This is a genomic window from Thermodesulfobacteriota bacterium, assembly GCA_034189135.1.
Classification (GTDB): Bacteria; Desulfobacterota; Desulfobacteria; order Desulfobacterales; family JAUWMJ01; genus JAUWMJ01.
On record JAXHVO010000140.1, the window covers coordinates 1 to 24,439 of the forward strand.

21 protein-coding genes and 2 tRNA genes are annotated in these 24,439 nt (G+C 42.2%); 14 read left to right on the forward strand and 9 right to left on the reverse strand.

Going from position 1 to position 24,439, the window contains the following annotated elements; translation table 11 throughout:
• Positions 1-241 precede the first annotated feature (241 nt).
• A complete protein-coding gene (folD, locus tag SWH54_20340) occupies positions 242-1,150 on the forward strand; it encodes a bifunctional methylenetetrahydrofolate dehydrogenase/methenyltetrahydrofolate cyclohydrolase FolD (protein MDY6793621.1) in 909 nt (302 codons plus the stop codon).
• Between the two features lie 667 nt (positions 1,151-1,817).
• Positions 1,818-2,735, forward strand: a complete 918-nt coding sequence (locus SWH54_20345) for a M23 family metallopeptidase (GenBank protein MDY6793622.1) — start codon at positions 1,818-1,820, stop codon at positions 2,733-2,735.
• A 58-nt stretch (positions 2,736-2,793) separates the two neighbouring features.
• Here SWH54_20345 and SWH54_20350 read toward each other — a convergent pair whose 3' ends face one another.
• Positions 2,794-3,747 (reverse strand): CapA family protein, encoded by a 954-nt coding sequence (locus SWH54_20350; protein MDY6793623.1) that lies wholly within the window; start codon positions 3,745-3,747, stop codon positions 2,794-2,796.
• A gap of 373 nt (positions 3,748-4,120) precedes the next feature.
• Between SWH54_20350 and secA the strand changes: the two genes are divergently transcribed.
• From secA to hemW, 6 genes are all read left to right on the forward strand, one after another.
• Positions 4,121-6,646 (forward strand): preprotein translocase subunit SecA, encoded by a 2,526-nt coding sequence (secA, locus tag SWH54_20355; GenBank protein ID MDY6793624.1) that lies wholly within the window; start codon positions 4,121-4,123, stop codon positions 6,644-6,646.
• Between the two features lie 23 nt (positions 6,647-6,669).
• Positions 6,670-6,984, forward strand: coding sequence for an ATP-dependent Clp protease adapter ClpS (clpS, locus tag SWH54_20360; GenBank protein MDY6793625.1), 315 nt, complete (start codon positions 6,670-6,672; stop codon positions 6,982-6,984).
• A 3-nt stretch (positions 6,985-6,987) separates the two neighbouring features.
• Positions 6,988-9,219, forward strand: a complete 2,232-nt coding sequence (gene clpA / locus SWH54_20365; GenBank protein MDY6793626.1) for an ATP-dependent Clp protease ATP-binding subunit ClpA — start codon at positions 6,988-6,990, stop codon at positions 9,217-9,219.
• Positions 9,220-9,226: 7 nt separating this feature from the next.
• Positions 9,227-9,967, forward strand: a complete 741-nt coding sequence (gene aat / locus SWH54_20370; protein ID MDY6793627.1) for a leucyl/phenylalanyl-tRNA--protein transferase — start codon at positions 9,227-9,229, stop codon at positions 9,965-9,967.
• A 234-nt stretch (positions 9,968-10,201) separates the two neighbouring features.
• Positions 10,202-10,537 (forward strand): histidine triad nucleotide-binding protein, encoded by a 336-nt coding sequence (locus SWH54_20375; GenBank protein ID MDY6793628.1) that lies wholly within the window; start codon positions 10,202-10,204, stop codon positions 10,535-10,537.
• A gap of 226 nt (positions 10,538-10,763) precedes the next feature.
• The gene (gene hemW / locus SWH54_20380; protein ID MDY6793629.1) at positions 10,764-11,933 is read left to right on the forward strand and encodes a radical SAM family heme chaperone HemW; all 1,170 of its coding nucleotides are present in this window, start codon (positions 10,764-10,766) and stop codon (positions 11,931-11,933) included.
• A gap of 44 nt (positions 11,934-11,977) precedes the next feature.
• On the opposite strand, the gene SWH54_20385 is transcribed toward hemW, so the two are convergent.
• The 5 genes from SWH54_20385 to SWH54_20405 form a co-directional block, all read right to left on the reverse strand.
• Positions 11,978-13,120, reverse strand: coding sequence for an acyl-CoA dehydrogenase family protein (locus SWH54_20385; protein ID MDY6793630.1), 1,143 nt, complete (start codon positions 13,118-13,120; stop codon positions 11,978-11,980).
• 39 nt (positions 13,121-13,159) lie between these two features.
• Entirely contained in the window at positions 13,160-14,011 is an 852-nt protein-coding gene (locus SWH54_20390; GenBank protein MDY6793631.1) for a MaoC/PaaZ C-terminal domain-containing protein, read from the reverse strand.
• Between the two features lie 96 nt (positions 14,012-14,107).
• On the reverse strand, positions 14,108-15,070 hold the full coding sequence (locus SWH54_20395) for a nitronate monooxygenase (GenBank protein MDY6793632.1): 963 nt from the start codon (positions 15,068-15,070) through the stop codon (positions 14,108-14,110).
• 504 nt (positions 15,071-15,574) lie between these two features.
• Positions 15,575-17,485 (reverse strand): selenocysteine-specific translation elongation factor, encoded by a 1,911-nt coding sequence (gene selB, locus SWH54_20400; GenBank protein MDY6793633.1) that lies wholly within the window; start codon positions 17,483-17,485, stop codon positions 15,575-15,577.
• Between the two features lie 100 nt (positions 17,486-17,585).
• Positions 17,586-17,759: a hypothetical protein gene (locus SWH54_20405; GenBank protein MDY6793634.1), complete on the reverse strand. Its 174-nt coding sequence runs from the start codon at positions 17,757-17,759 to the stop codon at positions 17,586-17,588.
• A gap of 440 nt (positions 17,760-18,199) precedes the next feature.
• On the opposite strand from SWH54_20405, the gene SWH54_20410 reads away from it, so the two are divergent.
• The 5 genes from SWH54_20410 to SWH54_20430 all read left to right on the forward strand — a co-directional run bounded on the left by SWH54_20410 (position 18,200) and on the right by SWH54_20430 (position 21,704).
• Positions 18,200-18,275, forward strand: a tRNA-His gene (locus SWH54_20410).
• A gap of 57 nt (positions 18,276-18,332) precedes the next feature.
• Positions 18,333-18,409: transfer RNA gene (locus SWH54_20415), tRNA-Arg, on the forward strand.
• A gap of 692 nt (positions 18,410-19,101) precedes the next feature.
• A complete protein-coding gene (locus SWH54_20420) occupies positions 19,102-20,103 on the forward strand; it encodes a type IV toxin-antitoxin system AbiEi family antitoxin (GenBank protein MDY6793635.1) in 1,002 nt (333 codons plus the stop codon).
• Positions 20,066-20,932, forward strand: a complete 867-nt coding sequence (locus tag SWH54_20425) for a nucleotidyl transferase AbiEii/AbiGii toxin family protein (GenBank protein ID MDY6793636.1) — start codon at positions 20,066-20,068, stop codon at positions 20,930-20,932. The genes SWH54_20420 and SWH54_20425 overlap by 38 nt, the downstream gene beginning before the upstream one ends.
• A 127-nt stretch (positions 20,933-21,059) precedes the next feature.
• A complete protein-coding gene (locus SWH54_20430) occupies positions 21,060-21,704 on the forward strand; it encodes a hypothetical protein (protein MDY6793637.1) in 645 nt (214 codons plus the stop codon).
• A 60-nt stretch (positions 21,705-21,764) separates the two neighbouring features.
• Here SWH54_20430 and SWH54_20435 read toward each other — a convergent pair whose 3' ends face one another.
• The 3 genes from SWH54_20435 to SWH54_20445 form a co-directional block, all read right to left on the reverse strand.
• Positions 21,765-22,277, reverse strand: a complete 513-nt coding sequence (locus tag SWH54_20435; GenBank protein ID MDY6793638.1) for a hypothetical protein — start codon at positions 22,275-22,277, stop codon at positions 21,765-21,767.
• A 519-nt stretch (positions 22,278-22,796) separates the two neighbouring features.
• Positions 22,797-23,378: an integrase core domain-containing protein gene (locus SWH54_20440; protein MDY6793639.1), complete on the reverse strand. Its 582-nt coding sequence runs from the start codon at positions 23,376-23,378 to the stop codon at positions 22,797-22,799.
• A gap of 205 nt (positions 23,379-23,583) precedes the next feature.
• On the reverse strand, positions 23,584-23,967 hold the full coding sequence (locus SWH54_20445; protein ID MDY6793640.1) for a hypothetical protein: 384 nt from the start codon (positions 23,965-23,967) through the stop codon (positions 23,584-23,586).
• Positions 23,968-24,231: 264 nt separating this feature from the next.
• Between SWH54_20445 and SWH54_20450 the strand changes: the two genes are divergently transcribed.
• Complete coding sequence (locus tag SWH54_20450; GenBank protein ID MDY6793641.1) at positions 24,232-24,417, forward strand: hypothetical protein; 186 nt, start codon at positions 24,232-24,234, stop codon at positions 24,415-24,417.
• Positions 24,418-24,439 lie beyond the last annotated feature (22 nt).

The window sequence follows — 24,439 nt, forward strand, 5'->3', positions numbered from 1 at the left end:
TGATAAAAAGGGAAACCTCACTTAAAAAAAGCATTAAATCCAGACGGCTCAGGGCCGGATGGGATAACGATTACTTATTCAAGGTCCTGGCAGGATGATTTCCAAATGCGGTTACCCTGAACCACACCCGGAGACCTCTTGACACGAGGAATTTAATGAACTAAACAAATATTGTTAAACCACGCAGTGCCATAGAAAATTACCCAAAGTAATACAACATTTTTTTGAAAGGAGATCAAAGATGTCTGCAACGTTAATTAAAGGAACGGAAATAAGAGAGGAAATTCTTGAAGAAATTACCGCAGAAGTGGCTCAAATTAAAGAAAAACACGGAGTGGTACCCGGTCTGGTCACTATCCTGGTTGGTGAAAATCCAGCATCAATGTCCTATGTGACACTTAAGATAAAAACCGCACACCGGGTAGGTTTTAACGAGATTCAGGACAGCCAGTCGGTGGATATTTCCGAAGAGGATCTTCTGGCACTGATTGACAAGTATAATAATGATGACAGCATTAACGGAATTCTCGTTCAGCTTCCACTTCCTAAACAAATTGATGAAAAAAAGATTTTAAATGCAATAGACCCTGACAAAGATGTAGACGGATTTCATCCGGTAAATGTCGGGCGACTTATGATCGGTGGCGACGAAGTAAAATTTCCTCCCTGTACCCCAGCCGGTATCCAGGAGATGATCATTCGTGCGGGTGTGGAAACCAGTGGTGCCGAAGTAGTCGTTGTCGGTCGTTCAAACATTGTGGGGAAACCGATCGCCAATATGATGCTCCAGAAGGGCCCGGGAGCCAATTCTACCGTTACCGTTGTTCATACGCGTACCAAAGACCTGGAAGGACATTGCAAACGGGCGGATATTCTTATTGTGGCTGCTGGTGTCCCGGGACTGGTAAAACCGGAGTGGATCAAACCGGGCGCCTGTGTCATTGATGTGGGGGTAAACCGGGTGGGTGAAAAGATCAGCGAGAAAACAGGCAAAAAAATCGCCATATTAAAAGGCGATGTTGATTTTGACGAGGCCAAAGAGATTGCCGGATCGATTACACCGGTTCCCGGCGGCGTGGGCCCCATGACAATTACCATGCTGATGAAAAATACGCTGAGGTCGCTTAAGTTCAAGCTGGGCATCGCCTAACGAGGAAAATCACCAACAAGCGGTAAAAGTGAACAAAATATGAAACTCGTTCAGGCAAAAGCAATACGATCTTACCCAAGCGGAGGATAAGTCTAACGTTTTATATTAAATTGACTTAAATTCGGTAATTTTGGTAGGCCGGGACTTACTGTGTCCGCTTTATCCCAATCGGGCTTAAAACAATTTTGCGGTAAAGGTATAACAACATATAGAGGTTAAGTCTGGTTTGACAACTGTATGTGGCAAGCGAAATAATACTAGTGGGAAATCCGCATGAAATCAAGGCGTCATTTATTCGCTTTTTTTCATGAGAACCTTTGCGCCGAGGACCTGGTAAACAAGGTTTTTTCCCTTAAAAATTAGGATATTTCGCTTGACACGGGATTTTCTTTATAATAAACTTAAAAACTGGAACATGGTAGCTATGCTACTGCAATTTAACTGATCACGTGAGTTTGGGTCAAAATATTCCAAACGGTTTGTTTTAAATAAAAAAATCAAGTAAATACAGTATTGTGCCGATAACCATATGAAAGAAACTTTGGAAAAACTCCGTTTTCAAAGGTTTAAATTATGAAAGGCACAGTACGGTGTATTTTTGATTGCGTATAACCTATTGATAAAAAACGTTTTTCAAAAATATTTTATTTTACAGGGTTAAATCATCATGCGAAAAAAAACATCCTTTTTTATTCTCAATAATGCAGGCTCTCCGGCAAAACAAATCTCTATTCCCACTTCATTTTTAAGAATTTTTATCTGCGCTTGCCTGATCATTTTCGGCATCGTGATGTATGATTACATAAAATTGAAGAGGGTTTCCTCACTGAACGGGGACAATGGTACCAAAATTTCCAGTCAACAGCGCGAAATTAAGAACCAGCGGAAGCAGATCCAACAATTTGCCGAAGAGATTACGACTTTAAAACAAAAGCTGGTTGATCTTAACAGTTTTGAGAATAAAATACGAATTATTGCAAATATTGAGAAAAGAAATGACCATGATGCCCTCTTTGGTGTGGGGGGGTCAATACCGGAAGATATAGTCGCGCAAATTCCGCTTTCCAAAAAGCATAACAGCCTGATGCGGGAGATGCACGAACAGATTAATCAGCTTGATCTAGCTGCTGCCAATCAGAATAATGGATTTGAATCTCTGTTTAAGTATATTAAAGAGCAACAGAATATTCTGGCATCCACACCGGCCATACGCCCGGCCACAGGATGGACCACATCCAGGTTCGGTTACCGGATATCGCCTTTTACCGGTCGGCGTGAATTTCATAAAGGCTTCGATATTGCAAATCGGAAAGGGACTCCGATCATTGCTACCGCAAACGGTACTGTCACTTTTGCCAGCAAAAAAGGAGCTTATGGGAATACGGTGGTAATCGATCACGGACATGGGATGGTGACCCGCTATGCCCATACACACAAAATACTGGTAAAACGGAATGATAAGGTTAAACGCGGGGATACCATTGCACTGGTTGGAAGTACCGGAAGAAGTACAGGACCCCATGTCCATTATGAAGTCCATCTTAACGGAATTCCGGTTAATCCTGAAAAATATATACTTAATTAGCAAACTTCTGTTTTTATAAAAACAGTTGCAATCGCAAAGAAAAGCTGCCTTTCAAGAGTTATTTCGTAATATTTCCCTTATCATCAACACGGATTCTATTTTCCGGAAAATCGTTTTGACTTAATGAGCGCATCAAAGACGATGCCCGGTTATTTTTATCCGGAACAGGATATCCAGGGTATACCTGTTTAAAAGAGTGTATCTTTCCCCTTAAAAAATTTCCTTCTTTATCTAAAACAACCTCTAAAACAGGTGCAATTCCTTTTTCTTTTTTTATGGAGATAATACCGTAGGTGCAAAAGTTACCCAGAGAATAGGCGATAAGTTTGTCCTTATATAATTCCATGGCCCTGGGTACATGAGGACCATGCCCAATGACAAGATCGGCACCGCTGTCGATGGCCATGTGGGAAAAACGAATCACATTCCCTCTGGGTTCTTTTCCAAGATATTCCTCCTGATTTCTGGTATGCAGGGCTTTAATCCCTTCTATTCCTCCGTGAAAGGAGACAATGGAGATATCATAAGCTTTAGAAAAATCGCTAATGAGGTCTTTTGCATGGTGGATATTTAAAAGATTATAGCCGTTGTCATTGGTGGAGAATGCAATGAGACCGATACGGATACCGTTAAAGGAAATTTTTGCGGTATCGCCCTTTGGACCGGAGTGTTTTATTTTCACCGAATCCAAGGCTTCCATGGTACTTTGGACACCTTCTTTACCAAAATCCCAGGCATGGTTGTTGGCGATACTCATTACATTAAAGTGGGCGTTGGCAAGATTGGCGGCAAACTGCACCGGACATTTAAACGCCCAGGTATTAGGGGCGTTGATATCCTTTGCGCATTTACCCCCGTCAATAAGGACCTGTTCCAGATTTCCAAATACAAGGTCCCCTTTTCGCAGAAGTCTTTTAACATGAATGAACAGGTTTTTTCCATTGTCCGGGGGCAGTATTTTGTATCTGTCCGGGAAATCGGTTCCCATCATAATGTCGCCGACAGCGATCACGGAAATTTCTTCTTTTGATTTTGACAAACCAGGATTTGAGGTTATTAATATAACAAGGGCAATAAAAAATATTGGTTTAATTATAGCGGTTTTCAAATTGCACCTTTATTTTAGCTGGTTAACGTGTTATATTTACTTACTTATGGTATGAAATAATTGTTATATTTTTTTTATAAAAAGTCAACAAAGGTGTTTGGTGTTATTCCAGTGAACAGCGGATCAAGGTCCGTGACGGGAATAAAAAAACCGTATTAACAGATAGTTAAACAAGTATCAATGGTGAGCTTCGGTGATCACCGTAGTGTAACTGTTTGCCGGTTCACCATAATTGATAGTCAATTTTCTGTCGTTTCCCAGGAGGAATGGTAATTAAATGATAACAGGGTTATTAACCAAGGTCTTTGGCAGCAAAAACGATCGGGAACTCAAAAGAATTCAACCCACAGTTGAACAGATTAACGCGTTTGAACCGCAAATTCAGAAATTAAGCGACCAGCAGCTCAGAGATCAGACCGTCTTATTCAGACAGCGCTTGGAAAATGGGGAATCTCTGGATGGCATCCTTCCTGAAGCTTTTGCCACGGTGAGGGAGGCTTCAGTACGAACGCTTAAAATGCGCCATTTTGATGTTCAGCTTATTGGTGGAATGGTGCTTCACCAGGGCAAAATTGCTGAGATGAAAACAGGTGAGGGAAAGACGCTTGCCGCCACTCTTCCTGCCTATCTGAACGCGCTTTCCGGAAAAGGGGTTCATATTGTGACGGTAAACGATTACCTGGCCAAACGGGATACCGAGTGGATGGGTCATATCTATAATTTTCTCGGTCTTTCAGTAGGGAGCATTCTGCACGGTCTGGACGATGAAGAACGCAAGGCAGCCTACGCAGCCGACATTACATACGGAACAAATAATGAATTCGGCTTTGATTACCTTCGTGATAACATGAAATATGGCCTGGATTCAGTGGTACAGGGGGAACTCAATTTTGCCATCGTTGATGAGGTGGACAGTATATTGATTGATGAAGCCAGAACACCGCTTATTATTTCCGGTCCTGCCGAAAAATCAACCGATCTGTATTACCAGGTAAACGGAATCATTCCAAGACTGGTTAAAGATAAGGATTATACCATTGATGAAAAAGCCAGGGCAGCCGTATTGACGGAAGACGGTGTGGCCCGTGCAGAAAATATCCTGAAAGTTGATAACCTGTACGATTCTAAATACATAGAGTTGCTTCACCATATCAACCAGGCATTGAAAGCCCATACGCTGTTTAAGCGGGATGTCGATTATATTGTTAAAAATGGTGAGGTGATTATTGTAGATGAGTTCACCGGCCGTTTGATGCCGGGACGCCGTTACAGTGAAGGATTGCACCAGGCCCTTGAGGCAAAAGAGAACGTCAGAATTGAAAACGAAAATCAGACCCTTGCCACTGTCACCTTCCAGAATTATTTTAGGATGTATAATAAGCTTGCCGGCATGACCGGAACGGCAGATACGGAAGCCACTGAGTTTAAAAAAATTTACGACCTGGATGTGTCGGTCATTCCCACCAACATGCCGATGGTCAGGGATGATTTTCCTGATGCAATATACAAAACCAGGAGGGAAAAATTTAATGCGGTGATGGACGAAATTGCCCAGTTGCATCAAAATGGTCAGCCTGTTCTGGTGGGCACCATCTCGATTGACGTTTCAGAAGATCTGAGTAAAAAGCTGAAAAAACGAGGGATTAAACATACAGTACTCAATGCAAAGAACCATGAAAAAGAGGCTGAAATTATTGCCATGGCCGGTCAGGAGGGGTCGGTGACGATTTCAACCAATATGGCGGGCCGGGGAACAGATATTGTGCTGGGTGAAGGTGTGCAGGATCTGGGAGGTTTACGAATCATCGGAACTGAAAGACATGAGAGTCGACGCATCGATAACCAGCTTAGGGGACGTTCCGGAAGGCAGGGGGATCCAGGCTCATCAAGGTTCTACCTTGCCCTTGAGGATGATCTTCTGCGTATATTCGGAGGGGAACGTATCACCGGTGTAATGGAGAAGTTGGGTATGGAGGAGGGAGAGCCCATTGAGCACAACCTGATCAGCCGGGCGATTGAAAATGCACAGGCCAAGGTTGAGGGACACAATTTTGACATCAGGAAACAGCTCATCGAATATGATGATGTCATGAACCAGCAACGTGAAGTGATCTATAAACAGCGGCGTGAAGCGCTGATGGGGAAAAGCCTGAAATCGTCCATAGAAAATATGATCAGCGAGAAGGCGGAAATAATCGCCGATATGTTTGCCGAGGAAAAAACCCTTCCTGAAGATTGGGACATCAAAGGGTTAAATGAAGCTGTTTACAAGCAATTTAACTTCAGGTTGAATCCTTTTGATGAAGATACCCTTGACGGACTGAATAGAGACGGGCTTGGTCAGCTTATTTATGAATCCGCGGTTAAGATATATAACCAAAGAGAAGTAAAAATCGGTGAAGAAGACTTCAGACAGCTTGAACGAGTGGTCATGTTACAGACCGTAGATAACCTGTGGAAAGATCATCTTTTGTCAATGGACCACCTCAAAGAAGGGATCGGCCTCAGGGGGTATGCCCAGCAGAATCCCCTTCTTATTTATAAAAAAGAGGGTTTTGAATTGTTTCAGCAAATGATTTCCCGGGTAAAAGAGGAAACCTTGGGGATACTTTTTAGAATTCAAATAACTGAGTCGGAAAAAATTGATGATCTAAGAAAGCCCAAAGAGCAGAACCTTACTTTTTCCAGCGGAGATGCACCTGCAAAGAAAAAGCCGGTCAAACGGGTTGAGAAAAAAATTGGCCGAAACGCCCCGTGTCCATGTGGAAGTGGAAAAAAATATAAAAAATGCTGCGGGCGATAGATTTTTTTGTTGGAAATAAATAGATGAGCGACTATAATGGTGAGACAAAAGGGGATGTCATCACTGAAACGCAGGAGGAGGTGACCGAACCCTCTATGTACAGGGTGTTTCTCCTTAATGATGATTATACCACCATGGAGTTTGTAGTGGAAATCCTGATGCTGGTGTTTAGTAAATCGGTTGAGGAAGCGACAAGGATCATGCTTAATGTACACCGGGTCGGGGTCGGACTTTGTGGTGTTTATCCATACGAAGTTGCTGAAACCAAAGTGGACACCGTGGATGCCCTTGCCAAAGAAAGGGGTTTTCCACTCAAATGCAGCATGGAGAAAGAATAGATCATGATTAGTAAAGAATTAAGCGTAACTTTAGGATTGGCGGTCAGGGAAGCAAAAAAAAGACGTCACGAATATGTTTGCATAGAACATATTCTTTTTGCCGTTCTGTATGACAGCTCGGGTATTGAGATAATCGAAAGCTGCGGTGGAAATATTGAAAACCTGGTCAATGAGTTGGAAAAGTTTTTTGATGATAATCTGGAAACCGTTCCGGAAGGAAGCGAATATGTGCTTCAACAGACGATTGCTTTTCAAAGAGTGATACAAAGGGCGGTTAATCATGTTCGTTCTGCCGAGAAACAAGAGGTTGAAGTTAGTGATGTGCTGGCATCCATCTTCCTGGAAAAGGATTCCCATGCCGCCCATTTTTTAAATTCTGAAGGAGTAACCCGCCTTGACGTGCTAAGTTATATTTCCCATAGCATCGCAAAAACACCTTTTGCCGGAGGGTCTGGCGGATTTGTCAAGACAGATAAAAAACAGAAAAAGAAAAGATCCAATCCCCTTGAGCTTTTTACTGTAGATCTTGTTAAAATGGCCGCTGAAGGGAAGCTGGACCCGTTAATCGGGCGAAAAATGGAGATGGAGCGTACCATGCAGGTCCTGTGCCGGAGACGTAAAAATAATCCTGTTTTTGTCGGTGATCCCGGTGTGGGGAAAACAGCTATGGCTGAAGGCCTGGCTCAAAAGATAAACGAAGCGAATCTTCCGGATATCCTGAAAAATATTAAAATATTTTCCCTGGATCTTGGTGGACTGCTGGCCGGTACCAAATTCAGAGGTGACTTTGAGCAGAGGCTGAAGGGGGTTCTTGCCGAGCTTAAAAAAATTCCACAAGCACTTTTATTTATTGATGAAATACATACCATAGTGGGAGCGGGAGCCACCAGCAGCGGATCCATGGATGCCTCCAATATTTTAAAGCCTGTTTTGGCAGCAGGTGATATCCGCTGCATCGGTTCTACCACCTATGAGGAATACAAAAACCATTTTGAAAAAGACCGGGCACTTTCCCGGCGTTTTGAAAAGATAGAAATTCATGAGCCCCCTGTTGCAGAGACAGTTCGCATTCTCAAAGGGCTCAGATCACGTTATGAGGAACACCATGAGATTATTTATACGGACTCGGCACTGAAAGCGGCTACCGAACTTTCGGCCAAGTATATCAATGACCGTTATCTTCCGGATAAGGCCATAGATGTGATTGACGAGGCTGGCGCATTTGTCAGGCTTACAGGATCGACTCGCAGAAAAAAGATCAACCCTGCTGACATTGAAAAAATCGTGGCCAAAATCGCCAAAATTCCCACTCAAAGCGTATCCACATCAGACCGGACCAAACTGGAAAATCTTGAAGATAGCTTAAAACAGGTCGTTTTCGGGCAGGATGATGCCATAAAGAGCATGGTCACTTCAATCAAGCGTTCCCGTGCAGGACTTTCAACTCCGGAAAAACCGATCGGATCATTTTTGTTTACCGGTCCAACCGGAGTGGGAAAAACAGAGGTTTCGCTGCAATTGTCCAAGGCTCTAGGTGTTGAGTTTATCAGGTATGATATGAGCGAATATATGGAAAAACATGCGGTCGCACGTCTGATCGGTGCGCCTCCCGGCTATATTGGTTTTGACCAGGGAGGACTGCTTACCGATGGCATTCGCAAGCATCCATATGCAGTACTGCTTCTGGATGAGATAGAAAAAGCGCATCAGGACCTGTTTAACATTTTGCTCCAGGTTCTGGATCACGCGACTTTAACCGACAATAACGGGAAAAAGGCTGATTTCAGAAACGTGATCATCATTATGACTTCAAATGCCGGCAGTCGTGAGATGAGCATTCAAAGTATCGGCTTTGGTGATGTGCATAAGGATTTAAAATCAAAGGGTAAACAAGCAGTTGAAAAATTTTTCAGTCCGGAATTCAGAAACAGACTTGACGGCATCATTCAATTTAATTCACTCAATATCGAGATCATGGAAAAGGTGGTAGACAAATTTATCGCCCAGGTCAACGAACAGCTATTACCCAGGAGAGTGTTACTTACTGTTTCTTCCGAGGCGCGTACCTGGCTGGCAAAAAAAGGATATGATCCGCGGTACGGCGCAAGGCCTCTCGAACGGTTGATACAGACAGAAATCAAAGATGTGCTTTCCGACCAGATTCTTTTCGGACGCCTGGAAAAAGGCGGCGAGATTAACGTTGGCCTGGAAAATGACAAGTTGATATTCCCTTAAGCCTTTCATGCCTGTTTTTTACTTAACTGATGAGCACATATTCCCTCCACCCCACCTTGCCGAAAAGGAAGGATTGCTGGCAGTAGGCGGCGATCTGAGCGAAGACAGGCTGCTGCTTGCCTACCGCATGGGTATATTTCCATGGTATTCAGCTGAAGAACCCCTTCTGTGGTGGTCGCCTGATCCACGACTGGTGCTTTATCCCCAAGAAATCAAGGCCTCAAAAACGTTAAAAAAGATAATAAAAAAAAACAAGTTTGCCGTAACCATGGATCAGGCATTTGCCGAGGTGATTCATCAATGTGCACAAGTTCGAGTGGAAAATCATGAAGGAACATGGATAAACAACGACATGAGAAAAGCCTACTGCAGGCTGCATCAGTCGGGTTATGCACACTCTGTGGAAGCCTGGTACCAGGGAGAACTTGCCGGCGGCTTATACGGTGTTTCTCTGGGACATTCATTTTTCGGGGAGTCGATGTTTACCCGGATAAGCAATGCGTCCAATGTGGCGTTTGTCAAACTGGTAGAATATCTTACCCAACTGTCTTTTGATATGATTGACTGCCAGGTTAAAACTGAGCATATGATCCGATTTGGTGCCAGGGAAATACCGCGAGATCTCTTTTTGCAGCAATTGAAAGAGTCTTTAGGTGAACCGACAATAAAAGGAAAGTGGAGTTTTGAGACAAAAGAAATTAGCCACAGACCCACACCGACCCACCCGGACAGGCTGTCAAATGCATAGCGCATTTTCTATCAGGGCTTTTCCGTCCGGGCGATTTGTCCGAACGAAAGCAGCATCGCTTCGCGAATTTTATCCTTCCTATAAGGCTCACTGTTTTTCGCCGGCCGCAATCGGCCGGTGAAAAGATCTGTTCGGTGAAATATGAAATATTTCGCTGGTGTTTTTTCTGCATGTGTTAGTCTATGTGGGTCTGTGGCCAATCTATTTCAAATCAGTAGAAGGAGGTAATCCGAAATGCAAAAGGACTGTATTTTTTGCAAAATTGTTAATGGAGAGATACCCACTGAATTTTTATATAAAGACGACACCCTGGTGGTGTTCAGGGATATTAACCCCCATGCGCCGGTGCATATTCTTATTGTTCCTAAAAAACATATAAGAAGCATTAACGATTTGACGGAAAAGGACAGAGACATTGTTTCCCACATGATCATGGTGGGAAAAGAGATGGCCCAAAAAGAAGCGATTCATTCATCCGGATACAAGCTATTGTTTAATGTGGAAAGGGGAGGGGGGCAGGTCATTTTTCATCTCCACTTGCACCTTATCGGCGGATGGGAAAAGAGTTAAAAGGAGTAGGATTGTCGTAATTTAGCCATTTAAAAAATTTGGCTATTTTGGTAGAAAAAATTAGATATTTTTATCAGAATATCGAATGTCGAACAAGGAATTTCGAATGACGAAGGTTCATTCCTTATTATTTACTTCTGCATTCATAATTCCTTGTTCGATATTCTGCGGTTCAAAACGAATTCGTAAGTTTGATTTTTCTTAAAAGCGAATGTTATGAAAATAGATGAAAAAGATTGATTCAAAACCAAATCAGAAAGAACCGGGAGGGATATATGTACATATCCCTTTTTGCGTTAAGAAATGCCCCTACTGTGATTTTTATTCCATCACAGACACTTCCTTGAAACAAAGATTCATTTCAGCCGTAACCAGTGAAATGAACATGACATGCAATCTACCCTTTAAGTTCGACACACTTTATCTGGGTGGCGGAACCCCTTCGGTTTTAGAGACAAGATTCGTCAGGCGGATCATTAAAAGCGCAATCGGTTTATATAAATTCCTGCCTGGTTCAGAAATAACCATTGAAGTCAATCCGGGCACAGTGACAGCGGAAAAATTTAGGGAATACAGGAATGCAGGTGTGAACCGAGTCAGCATCGGTGTACAATCTTTTCATCAAAGAGAGCTTAACTTCCTTGGGCGGATTCATACCGTAAAGGACGCAGATTTAGCCATAAAATGGTCGCGGGATGCGGATTTTGATAATATGGGAGTAGATCTTATTTACGGCATCCCGGGTCAAACGCCAAAATCCTGGTTTTGCGATCTTGAGCAGGCGGTTTCATTCAAACCTGAGCATCTTTCCTGCTACATGCTTACCTATGAGTCAGGGACACCCATGGAAAAAGAATTGCAAAAAGGTTCTTTTAAGCCGATGGAAGAGGAAATGGTTGGAGAATTATTTGCCGGAACCATAGAGTTTTTAGCAGGTAAAGGCTATACCCAATATGAAATATCCAACTTTGCACGGGAAAAAAGCTTAAGGTCCCGTCACAACAGGAAGTACTGGTCATTTGCACCGTATATCGGGTTCGGACCCTCCGCTCACTCTTTTATAGAACCCAGGCGCAGCTGGAACAAAGCCAGTGTCACGGCATACATCAAAGACCTTGAGGGAGGTAAACTGCCCATTGAAGGGCAGGAGGTTTTAAGCAGGGAACAACTGATGATGGAGTCTATCTTCATTGGATTGCGAAAGGCAGACGGAATAGATATCTCGGAATTCAACAGCAGGTTTGATAAAAACTTTTTTAACATATTCGGAAAACAACTGGAGGAATTTGAAAAAAAAAGGTGGATGGTCACCAATCATGAAAGTTGTGCGTTAACCGCAACAGGCATGCTGTTTTTAGACAGTATCACCTCCATGCTGGTCAGACAGGATTTCTAACCGCCGTTAATACCTACATCACTAAACAAAGAAAAACGCTTTTTTTACAATCCCATAAACTTGGCGGCGACGCCCTTCATTATTTCATTTGTCCCGGCAAATATGGAAAGCACACGGACATCCCGCCATCTCCTTACAATGGGACATTTTTCCAGAGAAGCGTTTTCGCCGAATAGATCCATGCATCGGTCTGCCACCCGCTTGGCCATTTCAGTGGTCCAATATTTGGCCATGGAGGTTTCGATATTTATTTCCTTGCCTTCGATATGGTCCATTACCAGTTTGTCTACCAAACATCTTCCCAGTTTTACTTCGGTGGCCATTTCCACCAGGGCAAACTGAACCGCCTGCTTTTTGGCAAGCGGTTTACCTGAAACAGTGGTTTTTTTGCAGTGCTCCATGGTCAGTTTTAGAATACACTCGGCGACAGGTACCGCAGCGGTTGCCACCGTAAGACGTTCCTGCTGGAGTTTTTCCATGAGTATTAGAAATCCCATGCCTTTTTCTCCGAGTCGGTTGGCCTGGGGAATTCGACAGTTTGAGAAAAAAAGTTCTGCAGTGTCCTGACTGTGAAATCCCATTTTGTCGAGATTCCTACCTCTGCTGAAGCCAGGCGTCCCGTTTTCCACAAGATACAATGAAATGGCCCGATGGGGATTATCCACCTCAGGATCTCTGGCGGCAACAACCACCAGGTCAGAATTGATACCGTTGGAGATAAAGATCTTTGAGCCCGAGATCACCACATCATTACCGTGTTCAACGGCACTGGTACACATGCCGGCCAAATCGCTGCCTGCATCAGGCTCGGTCATGGCTATGGCGGTGATAATATTACCGGAAACACAGCCTGGAAGATATTTCTGTTTGGTTTCTTCAGATCCAAAAGTTTCGATATAGGGGATCACCACATCGGAGTGAAGCCTGGCGGCGATACCTTCCTGGTTAGTTCTGGCCATTTCATCTGCAACAATAACCGAATATCGGTAATCTCCGCCGAGGCCCCCATATTTTGGAGAAACACCCATGCAGAGGAATCCATTTTGACCCATTTTTTTCCAGATATTTTTAGGGACGATGCCGTCTGACTCCCATTGATCGGCATAGGGAGTGACTTCCTTGGCAAGAAATTTTCTAAGACGTTTTCTGAACTCCTGTTGTGGTTTGGTATAATGTATAATGTTCATGGGGTATGATCCATAGATCATAAAAACAATACGCGGGTTTTATGTTTGGGGGAGTTCTCCATATTCAAAGATTCCGTTATCAATGATAACGTCGCCGGTTTCCTTATTACGTATTTTCCAAAGGGCTTTCCCGGTTTCGATTTTCCAGATCTGGGTCTGGATGGGAATCCCCGGATATAATGCTTTGGAGAATCGGCAGACCATTCGTCTGGCCTTTTCCGGTTTACCGGGAATCAATTTTTCCATCAGGGCACGGCACCCAAAGCCGTGGGTGCACAAACCGTGCATGATCGGTTTTTCAAAGCCAGCCATTTTAGCAAATTCAGGGTCCACATGGAGGGTGAAGATATCTCCGGTGAGCCGGTAAAGCAGCGGCTGGTCTTTAGACGGGAGTGCATCAACAATGAAATCAGGTTTTCTGTGGGGAAAATTAACTTCTGATTTGGGCGCATTCTCTCCACCGAACCCACCGTCCAAGCGAGAAAACACGGTACAGATACTGGTGAAGAGTTTGTTGCCGTTGGAGTGATAGGTGTCGCTTTCTCCTATCACCAGAGCCCCTTTGTCTTTACCCTTGTCGTAAATATGGGTGATGGTTCCTTCGGTGGTCATGGTGCCTTCCACCGGAATCGGGCTGTGGAAAATCAACTCCTGTTCGCCGTGCAGGACACCGGCAAGGGTTACATTCGATTTAATACCGATTTGGGCAAGAATATCAAAAATCGATGCAATGGAAAAACTGGGGATAACTTTTAAATCTTTTTCATAGCAGAAATTCAGTTCGGAAAAACCGGCGCCCACTCCCAGCGCATAAAGAACGACATCTTTCCAGGTGTATTCTTTGGTAATCGGGCCTATTTTCGCGCCCAATGCATCGAGATTTAATCCCATCGTTTATTTCCTTTGAATCCTTATGCTCTGCTACCTTTTTTCAGATATAGTCTATGCAGAAAAATCGTGCCTAAAAAGCCGCTTTGCAAAAATTTATTATGCAGGAAGTTTCTGGTATACTTCCTTGGCCTGAGATATCATATCTTCAAAAAGATTTTTAACGGACAAAATTTCATGGCACAGACCGACACCTTGTCCGCAGGCGATAATACCGGCACCCAGTTCACCGCCGTCAAACATGCGTTTGGTATTTTCTCCTCCGATCACGGTGAGAAGTTCGTTCAAATCCGCACCGCATGTTTCCAGTTCTGCGCACTTGTTGGCCGCTTCATTGTTCCAGACCCTGTGGGTGGAGTTAATGGACCGCATAATTAGCGTTGTATCCAGTTCGGTGGCATTTAAAAGAGCCTGTTTCAGGTCCTCATGAATCGGGCACTCTAAAGTCGTTAACAGTCGTGTGCCGATGATGACCGCTTCTGCCCCCAGGGCGAGAACGGCAAGCAGACTGCGACCGTCGGAAACTCCACCACCTCCTATCACCGGAACGCGAACTGCATCCTTGACGGAGGGGACGAGTACCAGGGTACCGATATCCAGCTTACCGGTTGCTCCACCGTTTTCATATCCCACCACGGTAACGATATCTGCTCCCATATCCTGAACTTTCAGTGCGTAACGGATACCCACACATTTGTGAATCCAAACCATGTTCGCATCCTTGAATCTGCGGCACAATTCTTCCGGCGCTGAATGTCCGGACGTTTCCACTATTTTTACACCTTTTTCCACCAGGACATCCACATAATCATTATTATCGATGGGTCTCATGGAAGGAAACAGGTTGATGTTGACGGCAAAAGGCTTGTCAGTCAATTCATAAATCCTATCTATGGCATCGGAAAACTCTTCTTTGGATTGATAAATGGCGGATGCAAGTATGCCAAGCCCGCCTGCATTTGAAATTGCGGCAACGAAATCCGCATTACTGATCCACATCATTGTCCCGCCGATAATAGGATATTTTATTCCCAGCATGTTGGTGATTTTTGTTTCAAACATTCTTTTTTCTCCTTTGATATTAAGACATTTTCATTCAACTGATTGTTTGCTAAAAAAGATGGAATTTTTAATTACCTGTAATATAGAATTAAGTAAAGAAAAAATAGATGGTGTCTAAAGAAAATTATTGTATCATTTTATCATCATACGAAGGACCTGATGTGCAAATAAAACCCAAAAGGGAAGGGTTCTTTAAAGCCTTATTTCGTAGAGATCGTTAATCTCTTTTTTGTATCTATTCAGAGGGTATTTATTACCGCCCATTCGCTTCGCTCAATAGAGGCACAGAGCACGCAGGGGGTTCTATCTTAATTCTTTTCGCTGAGTGCGGCGAAAAGAAAAAACCCAGGCCCTACGGGCAGATCACACTAAATTTAACCAAATGAAGCGAAGCTTCTGAAGATTTCTATTTGCCGGTATTTTATCCCGCTATGATTAGCGGGACTCAACGACAAATAGAAAATTAATCTCTCTCTGTGTTCTCAGCGGCTCTGTGGTGAACAATTATCCTTTTCTCAGCTTTCTGATATCCCCGATCCTTAGGGTGACTTTTTTAGCATCAAAATATTCGATCAGCGGGATTACGAATTTGCGCGAGGCACCGGTCATGTCCTTGAACTGCGGGGTGGTAATTTCTCCGTTTAAAGTGAGAAAATCGACCAATTTTTTTTGCAGGTCATTTACAGCATCGGTATGGAAGTAAAGATCTTCTTTGGTTTTTATTATCATACCCTCATCCACCAGAAGCATGAGCACATCATTTGCCTGTGCGGCATCCACATTAAGGGTTTTGGCAAGTTCTCTGAAGTATGGCGGTGTGAGCCCGCTTTTTTTGTAGGTGTCGATAATTTTCTTTTTGATATCCGTCTGGTCAGTGCCCAAAGAAACCTGATGGCCAGCCAGGCGAACCGTTTCTTCTTCTGCGGCAATCTGTTTGGCTTTAATCATCTGGTTAATCACCAGGCTGAAAAGTTTTGAATTCATATCCGGCGGGAATTTGGTCTTAAGTTCTTCTTTGGGCATTCCCGTTTTCAGTGGATTGGCCTGGTGGTAAGTGTTTAAGTGGTTTTTTATGTTTGTTATTAATCCGTCAAAATGGTTTTTATGAAGGTAAATCTTTTTCTCCCTGTCAATCTGAATAAGGTCCTTTTTGGACAAAAGTCCCTGTATGGCGTTATCCAGTTGCTTTTCAGGAGAGTTGGTCATCAGTTTGAGGTTGGAGAAGGAAAGTCCCATATAACCGGATTCATCGGCATGGTGAGAGATGGTTTCTGTAAGATCGCTGTTTTCCAGCCCCTTTAACCCGGCTACAATTTCCGGTTTAAAACGTTTGTGTTTGGGTGGAATCGGGTTTAGTACATGGCCGCCACCAATGGTGCGAACCGGGGAATAGCTTCGCAACACAAAGCGGTCATCTTTAACCAGAGCTACCGGAGATTCGAGACGAAGCTGGGCAACGGTTGTTTCACCGGGGTTCAGCTCTTCTTTATCCAGCAGAATCAGGTAGCCCAGAACTTCGCTGGTGCCGGTATGAAATCTGACCAGCATGCGGTTTTTTGCCGGCTTGCTGTTGCTGGAAAGAAAATTCAGCGATATATCCACCATATAACCTGCCGTTAAAGCACCCGGATTTGCCAGGATATCACCACGATTGACCGCTGCTTTTTCCAAGCCCTGGAAATTGATGGCAGTGCGCATTCCTGCCTCGGCCTCATTGACACTTTGGTTGTGTACCTGAATACCCCGAACCTTTGCGGTTATCCCTGAAGGATAGATCATGATGGTCTCTCCCACCCCGATACGTCCCGAAATAAGGGAACCGGTAATCACCGTGCCAAAACCTTTCATGGTGAAAACCCGGTCTACGGGAAGGCGAAACAGGCCGGAGGAAGTGTGATCAGGGATTTGAGCGCTCAGTTGGCCAAGGGTATCAATAAAATCCGGGACACCCTGTCCGGTTTTTGATGAAACCGGTATAATCGGAGTATCTTCAAGAAAAGTTCCCCGGATAAAATCTTCTACATCCTCCATGGCAAGCTCCAGCCACTCTTCATCCACCAGATCAGTCTTGGTTAAAACAGTAAAACCGTATTTTACCCCTAGGAGTGTGCATATCTCCATATGCTCTCTGGTCTGGGGCATGACACCTTCGTCGGCTGCAATCACCATGACCACGATGTCTATTCCGGTGGCTCCGGCCACCATATTTTTAACGAATTTTTCGTGACCCGGAACATCTACAATGCCGATATGCTGACCACCGGGAAGGTCCAAAGAGGCAAATCCGAGTTCAATGGTAATGCCTCGAAGCTTTTCTTCCTTCAGCCTGTCCGTATCCGTGCCTGTAATCGCTTTGATTAAAGTGGTTTTACCATGGTCTATATGACCGGCGGTTCCGAGGATGATCTGTTTCAATTAAAAATTCTCCTTTGTTGTGATACAATTTGGGACACAGATGAACACGGATTAGAAGGATAAAAAAATATGTCTGTAAATATCAGTGAAAATCAGTGCCCTAACTTTTCCTTCTGTTCCTAAGATACTCCGCAAAGTATGCAAGCCCGACCAGAATAATGGCCAGCCCGGCGATATAAAATATATCGACCCTGCCGTAAAACATCCGTGTCAGGACCACAGCAAATACAGCACCAAGAATGGCTCGCATTACAAAAATGTGAAATTTGGTCATTAAATCTACCTGTTAAAAAGGGAAAGGGTCCAAGGATTCAGGGATTCAAGGGGTCGTGTTTTTTTCAAAATCCTAACCTCTTGGCATTTGAATCCTTATGCTCTGCCAGCTCTTTTGGAGATGGGCTATACTTTCAGACCTTTGGAAAATGGTGATTTATGTTCGAGTTCAAGCCGAAAACCTTAGACTTTTAGCCTGTCGAAGCGAAGCGTAGATCCCGCTTATCGGGGACGTGGAGATCGGGCATAAAGCGCCGTTTCCCATAGGTCTCACTTTTATAATAGCAGAATCCAGTTCCCGTCAATAGCCGTTTTAAATTTTTAGCTATATGAAATTGCGTTCATCTGTTTGAATCTATGGTTAATTATAAAAAATGGGTATCAGGTGATTTTGTTCTTGAAATGGATATTGCAATTTGTTAGTTAAATGTTTTCTTTATGGTGGGTGTAGCTCAGTTGGTAGAGCACCTGGTTGTGGCCCAGGTGGCCGTGGGTTCAAGTCCCATCACTCACCCCATTTAAAAAGCTCCGGACCATTGTAAACTTTAAAATTTGCAATGGTCTTATCGCTTCTGCGCCCGTAGCTCAGCTGGATAGAGCGCCGGACTTCGAATCCGTGGGCCGCAGGTTCGAATCCTGCCGGGCGTACCAAAATGATGGCAGGTGATGGTTCAGCAGAAACCGTTACCTGCTTTTTTGTTACTCCCAACAGGATTCGGACCAAGTCGGCAGGTTGAGCGTAAGCGAAATCCCGCCGCAGTTTGGCGGGGTTCGAATCCTGCCCCCGCGGAGCGGGATTTCACATCTGGTTTTAAGAATATTATGGTGTTCAACGGGCGTACCATAAATGCAAAAGGAGTCGGGCTATCTGGCGATAGCTCGACTTTTTGTGTTTTAGAGCTTATAAAGGATTCGGACCAAGTCGGCAGGCTGAAATAGGGGACATCGTGCAGAATGTGCATAGCCAATGCAATCTCTGCACGATGTCCCCCCATTTACTGCTTAATTGGGGGTGACTGGTTGCTACACTAACACCCAAATACAAGGTAAAAGATGATAAATCAAGATGTAATAACGGGGCTGAAATTATTTTCAAACAGCATGATTATTAAATAAAAATGAATAGTTATCAGTATTTTGTTCACCCTTAGCTACTGTTCACTAATAATGAACAACAAAAGATAATGTACAAAATATAATAATTAGCATGAATATCTATAAAATAACCTATAATTAAAAATAATTATTTACATATGTACAATAAATTGATATGTTCATTAATATTGAACATGCTTATAAAATGAACATTAAATAGTGCCATGAGACGAAATTTTCGACAAATTTTGAAAAAAGCAGCAGATGTTTTCCAAAAAACGACTAATCTGGAAGTAGAATTTCAGGGCTATCAATACAAGGATACGGACTATCCAGATGCAATAATGAAAATTACCCAGAACAATGTTGAGAATTATTTTGAAGTAGAAGTGAAATTAATATTGACCAAAGGGAAAATCGGTTTAATTGCTCAACAGTTTATGAATTTTGAAGGGAAGGGCCTTCTTGTTACTCGTTATGTGACGCCACAAAATGCGGATCTGTTGAAAGATATGGATATACCGTTTATTGATACAGCTGGTAATGCTTACATCAATTGTCCCCCGTTATATGTTTTTATTAAGGGAAATAAATTAAAGGAGGATCCGCAAACGAAGCAAATACAAAGAGCATTTAGGCCGGCTGGTTTACAGGTGCTATTTGTTCTTTTATGTAATCCTGGGATAGAGAAGGAGCCTTTACGGAAAATCGCCAGAGCTGCTAATGTCGCTTTAGGAACCGTTAATAGGGTGATTAAAGAATTGGAAAAAATGGGTTATCTCATAGATATGGGCAGACGTGGCCGAAGGCTGGTTAGAAAAGATAATTTATTAAAACGTTGGATAACTAACTATCCTGAACAGTTGAGACCAAAGCAAATAAAAGCTCGGTTAAAAGCGCCTAAACACGATTGGTGGAAGGATATTGATATTCAAGATTTTGGTGCTTTATGGGGAGGCGAGACCGCTGCCGCGATATTGACAAAATATTTAAAGCCAGAGCTGGCAACAATTTACACATTGAACACTATAGGAAAATTAGTCCTAAAGAATAAGCTAAAGAGACATCCAGCTGGAAATGTTGAAATTTTAAATATTTTTTGGAATTTCGAGCATGGTAGAATTAACAAGGGTTTAGTGCATCCAATTCTGATTTATGCTGATTTGATGGCAACGGGAGATAACCGAAATATTGAAGTAGCTGGTGTTATTTATGACACAGCAATCGTTAAATATATCAAGGAAGATTAGCCGCCATATTTTAGAGGTTCTCGAAGCCCTATCAAATATTGCTGTTTCTCTTGAAATTTCATTTTTTGTGTGCGGAGCCTTAGCTCGGGATATTATTTTATATAATGTGTTTGAAATAGAAATTAAGAGGGCAACTGAAGATGTTGATTTTGGTGTAATGGTTGAAAGTTGGGATGAATTTGGACAGTTAACTAAAAAAATGAACCAATCAGAAGATTATAGAAAAGATAAAGATCCGCAGAGGTTTTACTATAAAGATGATTTCCCCATCGACATAGTGCCGTTTGGTAAAATTTCAAAACCTGATGATATTATTTCATGGCCAGATTGCGATGGTGTGGAGATGAATACGCTCGGTTTTGACGAGGCATATGGAGATTCAGTGACGATTTTGCTGAGGCAGGAGCCTGAATTAATAATAAAGATTGCATCTTTAAGGGGTTTGGCAGCCATGAAATTGATTTCATGGAAAGATCGATACCCTGAACGTAGTAAAGATGCTAAGGATTTTGAATACATTGCACGTAATTATATTGATGCCGGTAACCTTGAAAGAGTATACAGCGGTGAGGATTCGGATATATTAGAGATCGAAGATGCAGACTATGAATTGATGAGTGCCAGACTTATGGGTAGAGATGTCTCGGTAATATTAAATCCGGAATCAAAAGATTACATACTTAAAATATTAGAAACCGAAACGGGAGAACAGAAATCATATAAATTTATTGAGGATATGAGGCAGGGTAATTATATTAACAGAGATGATTTCGATGAAAGGTTTAAACTGCTCGAAGCATTTAAGCAAGGTTTTGTCGAACGGCTTTAATACCTGTACAGTTCATTGAGGCTGTTCTTGCGAAGCATCTCTTTGTTCTTTTCTTGCTTCCATTCTGCTACCATAATAACCCAATACGTCCCCATTAATTGTCTAACTTGAAACGTAATAGCAAATTATGGTAAAGTTTCTTGAACATTTGAGAAAATGGAAATCACTGTATGAAGTGATTGGCATCCTATTGGTATTTATAACGAGCGCTGGTGGTTTTTATATTGCTTATTTATCAGTTCAGGTTTCAAAAGATGCACTTGTTCAAGCAGAGAAGTCATTGCGGTTATCCGAACAGTCTATAAAAGAATCCCAACAATCAAGAATTCTTCAGGAAAAGGAGTTCAAATTACGAAACAGGCCATATTTGGATGCAGATAAATGCTACCAAGGAGAGGAAGTTCAAGAATATCCCCAAAAAAAACGTATAATGAGTTTTTTCCCAATTATCGTCGTTTTTAGAAACTATGGAGAAGCTCCTGCCACAGATATTAAAATTGATTACACAGCAGATCTTAATGACAAAAGAATAATATCGGATGAGCAAAAAATTGGAATGATTTCAAAAGAAAAATCAAAATCAATATCAATCCTCCTTACAAAGGAGCAATTTGATGAATTGTGGAAATCAAAAACAAAATTTGATATTAAATTGAAAGTATTGTATTCAGGTATGCTGGAAGACTCATTTGATACTTATCAATTTTCATTTAATGTTAAGTGGTCATGGGACAAACAAAGTTGTTACATCGCAGATATCCAATATAATTAAAAATGGTGGACGTTCCCCATTAATAAGGCTCTTTATATAAGTTCTCCATTTTGTTTATGCTCATTTAGGGGTTAACAATTCTTGCAGGTTAACAATAAGATTTTTAACGTCTTTGGCGAAATGAGTAATATCACCGCCTAAATTCCCTGTGTCTTTTCCACCACAGTGATAAACAAATCCAGAAAATATTTCTTTTTTTCCGTCAGTACAAGATACCTTTTCAGTGGTTCCTCCTGTACAACCTTCGCTTTCACCTAATGTACAAATTTTAATTTCATTCTCTTTCAGTGAACATTTAATTTCAACAAATTGTTTGTTTGTTATATCACGCGTTTCATCAGCCAGTATATCGCCATAACTATCGACGACAATCCTAACCTTATCACTGGTAACCGTAATGGTATAACTCCGGTGATATTCCGGGGGGACAGAAGCATCTTGAAAAGAATATTTGATTTGCTGAATTTTATTGTATGTTAAATTTCCCTTTCCATTAATTACCTTATTATAACCTGCATTTGTCATGGCAGAAAGCATATACAGGGCTATCATAAATGGCACTTTTATCTCCATACAACCCCCTTTCCAGAATTTAAATGATACCGCTTTTCATAAATATTTTTCAGATAATGAAATTGAGTTATATGCGATTGTCGAAAAAACGCTTAAGTAACGGAACAATTTTTGACAACCACTATAAAAGAAAATGTACATAGGCATCAATACTTTTATAATTGAACGTTCCTCATTACAAATATGGGAAAAGTTTTATACGTTATCATATCAAGTGATTTTGAAATAGGGGACGTTCGTGCAGAATGTGCATTGCCAATGCAAACTCTGCACGAACGTCCCCCATTTTATTGCATATTTATTTATGTGCTATATCTTATTTGTTAAATGCCAGCACATCGCTGACCCGAGTCTAACGGCAAAAAGTGCCAAGACATCGCTGACCCGAACAAAATAAAGACGATTTCTTGTACGGCATAAGCGAAAAATTATCACGTGCGAGAATGGGCCTATCAAGAAGCTCGTCGGAGCACGGGATGATTTTTTGCGAGTTCCAAGCAAAATTTTTATTTGATAGAATTAAATACCATTACCAGTGGTCAACTGGTAATCAAATGAATCGACCAGTTCTTCGTTAAGGTACAGCTGTAATCTGTGTATCTCTGTTATAATTACTGCCTTGACGTAAGAATATACAAGGCTCTTTGAAACTTCAAATTTTTCTCCGAATATGTCGAGTATACGGTTACTTCTAATAAATCGAATCAGAATGATATTGCCATCGGGAACAGTATCAAGCTTGGGAAGCTTCGTATTCGCTCCTAACCGAAACGGTTCAAATCCGTTACTTTGTATCATTTCCAATGGCGTTTTACCCTTTAAGTAGCTGTATCGATGATGTTTATTGTGAAACCGTTGAAAATTTTTGCTTTGCCGCTTTAGCCCTGAATAGCTTGAAAACCATTGTTGCCGGAAAAATTTTTTGTTGTAGGTGTCATTGAATTTTTCAATAACGCCGTTTCGCCAGGGCTCTCCAATCGGAATAAAGACTGGTTGGATGCCAAAGTAAAGACAAAGCTTGATTACCAAACCGGGTGATCTGGGATGCCTGTTGCTACCTCGAAAGCTGAGTTCATTATCGAACTGCAAATAATCCGGCAACCCAACTGCTTTCCAACATCTTAAAAGGCTGGAGGCGATCTGACGATCCTGTTTGGTTCTTTGTGATTCAATGTAGACCTGATGGCTAAACAGGTCCATCACATTGAACGAGTAAAATTTGCCGTCGTTCTTTATATATCTTGGTCCGACTAGGTCGGCCTGATGAATATTATTGTAGTCGAGAGGTTCTTTAAAATACGGATATTCAACTCCTTTGGGAATGTACGAAGTTTTTTTTAACCAGTCCTTCTTTTTTTAGGACTCGATTAATCGTACGATCGGACGGAAATCCATAACCTGACTTCGAAAGTTCCCACTTGATCGCAGAAGCACCGATTTGAGCAAATTTTTGCGATTCAAGGCGAGTTCGGATAGAAATGATCCGCTCTCTGTCACTTTCGCTGATCGCTCTAGGCTGCCTTCTGGGAGCTGTGGATTTACCCTTGTACCAGTCCGGATCACCAGTTTTATAACGCTTTAGCCACTTGAAGAACCACTCTTTGGAACGATTAAGCTCTGAATATATGGATTTTGGCTTTTCTCCTTTCAAATAAAGAGTGATAGCTTTTTTACGAAAATCTTGTTCCATCTGACACCCTCCTTGTATTTAGTTAAAACAAGAGTATCAGATGCCATTGGAAACGAATAGGGTCAACGATGTCCTGGCACAAATTGACCCTTAAAGTCAGCGATGTGCTGACACTTTTGGGTCAGCGATGTCTTGGCACTCATCACTTATTACTTAAAAGGAAATAAGCAGGGTTTTGACATAGTAATTCACCGTTATTAAATTGAGGATTTGAATTCTGTAAGATGAAATATTTACATCTGAACATAGGGAAATGGAGGCATAATGAGTACCACACAAGATAAAAAGAAAGATGGTAATCTTAATTTGCGGTGTCCGGAATGCCGTACCAAGTTAAGTCGAAGACGAACACGCAATCCGGACGAATGTGAAATGGTTTGTGGTGGATGTGGTCTGATGTTTGATGTGTGCGATCTTGAAACCGTTGATAATATAAGAAAACAATCATAGTGATAGTTTAATTAACCCATTA

Bases quoted from the DNA above. Each gene is read 5' to 3' on its own strand.
- folD (MDY6793621.1), top strand. From the start codon at position 242: ATGTCTGCAACGTTAATTAAAGGAACGGAAATAAGAGAGGAAATTCTT.
- SWH54_20345 (MDY6793622.1), top strand. From the start codon at position 1,818: ATGCGAAAAAAAACATCCTTTTTTATTCTCAATAATGCAGGCTCTCCG.
- secA (MDY6793624.1), top strand. From the start codon at position 4,121: ATGATAACAGGGTTATTAACCAAGGTCTTTGGCAGCAAAAACGATCGG.
- clpS (MDY6793625.1), top strand. From the start codon at position 6,670: ATGAGCGACTATAATGGTGAGACAAAAGGGGATGTCATCACTGAAACG.
- clpA (MDY6793626.1), top strand. From the start codon at position 6,988: ATGATTAGTAAAGAATTAAGCGTAACTTTAGGATTGGCGGTCAGGGAA.
- aat (MDY6793627.1), top strand. From the start codon at position 9,227: ATGCCTGTTTTTTACTTAACTGATGAGCACATATTCCCTCCACCCCAC.
- SWH54_20375 (MDY6793628.1), top strand. From the start codon at position 10,202: ATGCAAAAGGACTGTATTTTTTGCAAAATTGTTAATGGAGAGATACCC.
- hemW (MDY6793629.1), top strand. From the start codon at position 10,764: ATGAAAAAGATTGATTCAAAACCAAATCAGAAAGAACCGGGAGGGATA.
- SWH54_20385 (MDY6793630.1), bottom strand. From the start codon at position 13,120: ATGAACATTATACATTATACCAAACCACAACAGGAGTTCAGAAAACGT.
- SWH54_20390 (MDY6793631.1), bottom strand. From the start codon at position 14,011: ATGGGATTAAATCTCGATGCATTGGGCGCGAAAATAGGCCCGATTACC.
- SWH54_20395 (MDY6793632.1), bottom strand. From the start codon at position 15,070: ATGTTTGAAACAAAAATCACCAACATGCTGGGAATAAAATATCCTATT.
- SWH54_20405 (MDY6793634.1), bottom strand. From the start codon at position 17,759: ATGACCAAATTTCACATTTTTGTAATGCGAGCCATTCTTGGTGCTGTA.
- SWH54_20425 (MDY6793636.1), top strand. From the start codon at position 20,066: ATGACACAGCAATCGTTAAATATATCAAGGAAGATTAGCCGCCATATT.
- SWH54_20430 (MDY6793637.1), top strand. From the start codon at position 21,060: ATGGTAAAGTTTCTTGAACATTTGAGAAAATGGAAATCACTGTATGAA.
- SWH54_20435 (MDY6793638.1), bottom strand. From the start codon at position 22,277: ATGGAGATAAAAGTGCCATTTATGATAGCCCTGTATATGCTTTCTGCC.
- SWH54_20445 (MDY6793640.1), bottom strand. From the start codon at position 23,967: ATGGAACAAGATTTTCGTAAAAAAGCTATCACTCTTTATTTGAAAGGA.
- SWH54_20450 (MDY6793641.1), top strand. From the start codon at position 24,232: ATGAGTACCACACAAGATAAAAAGAAAGATGGTAATCTTAATTTGCGG.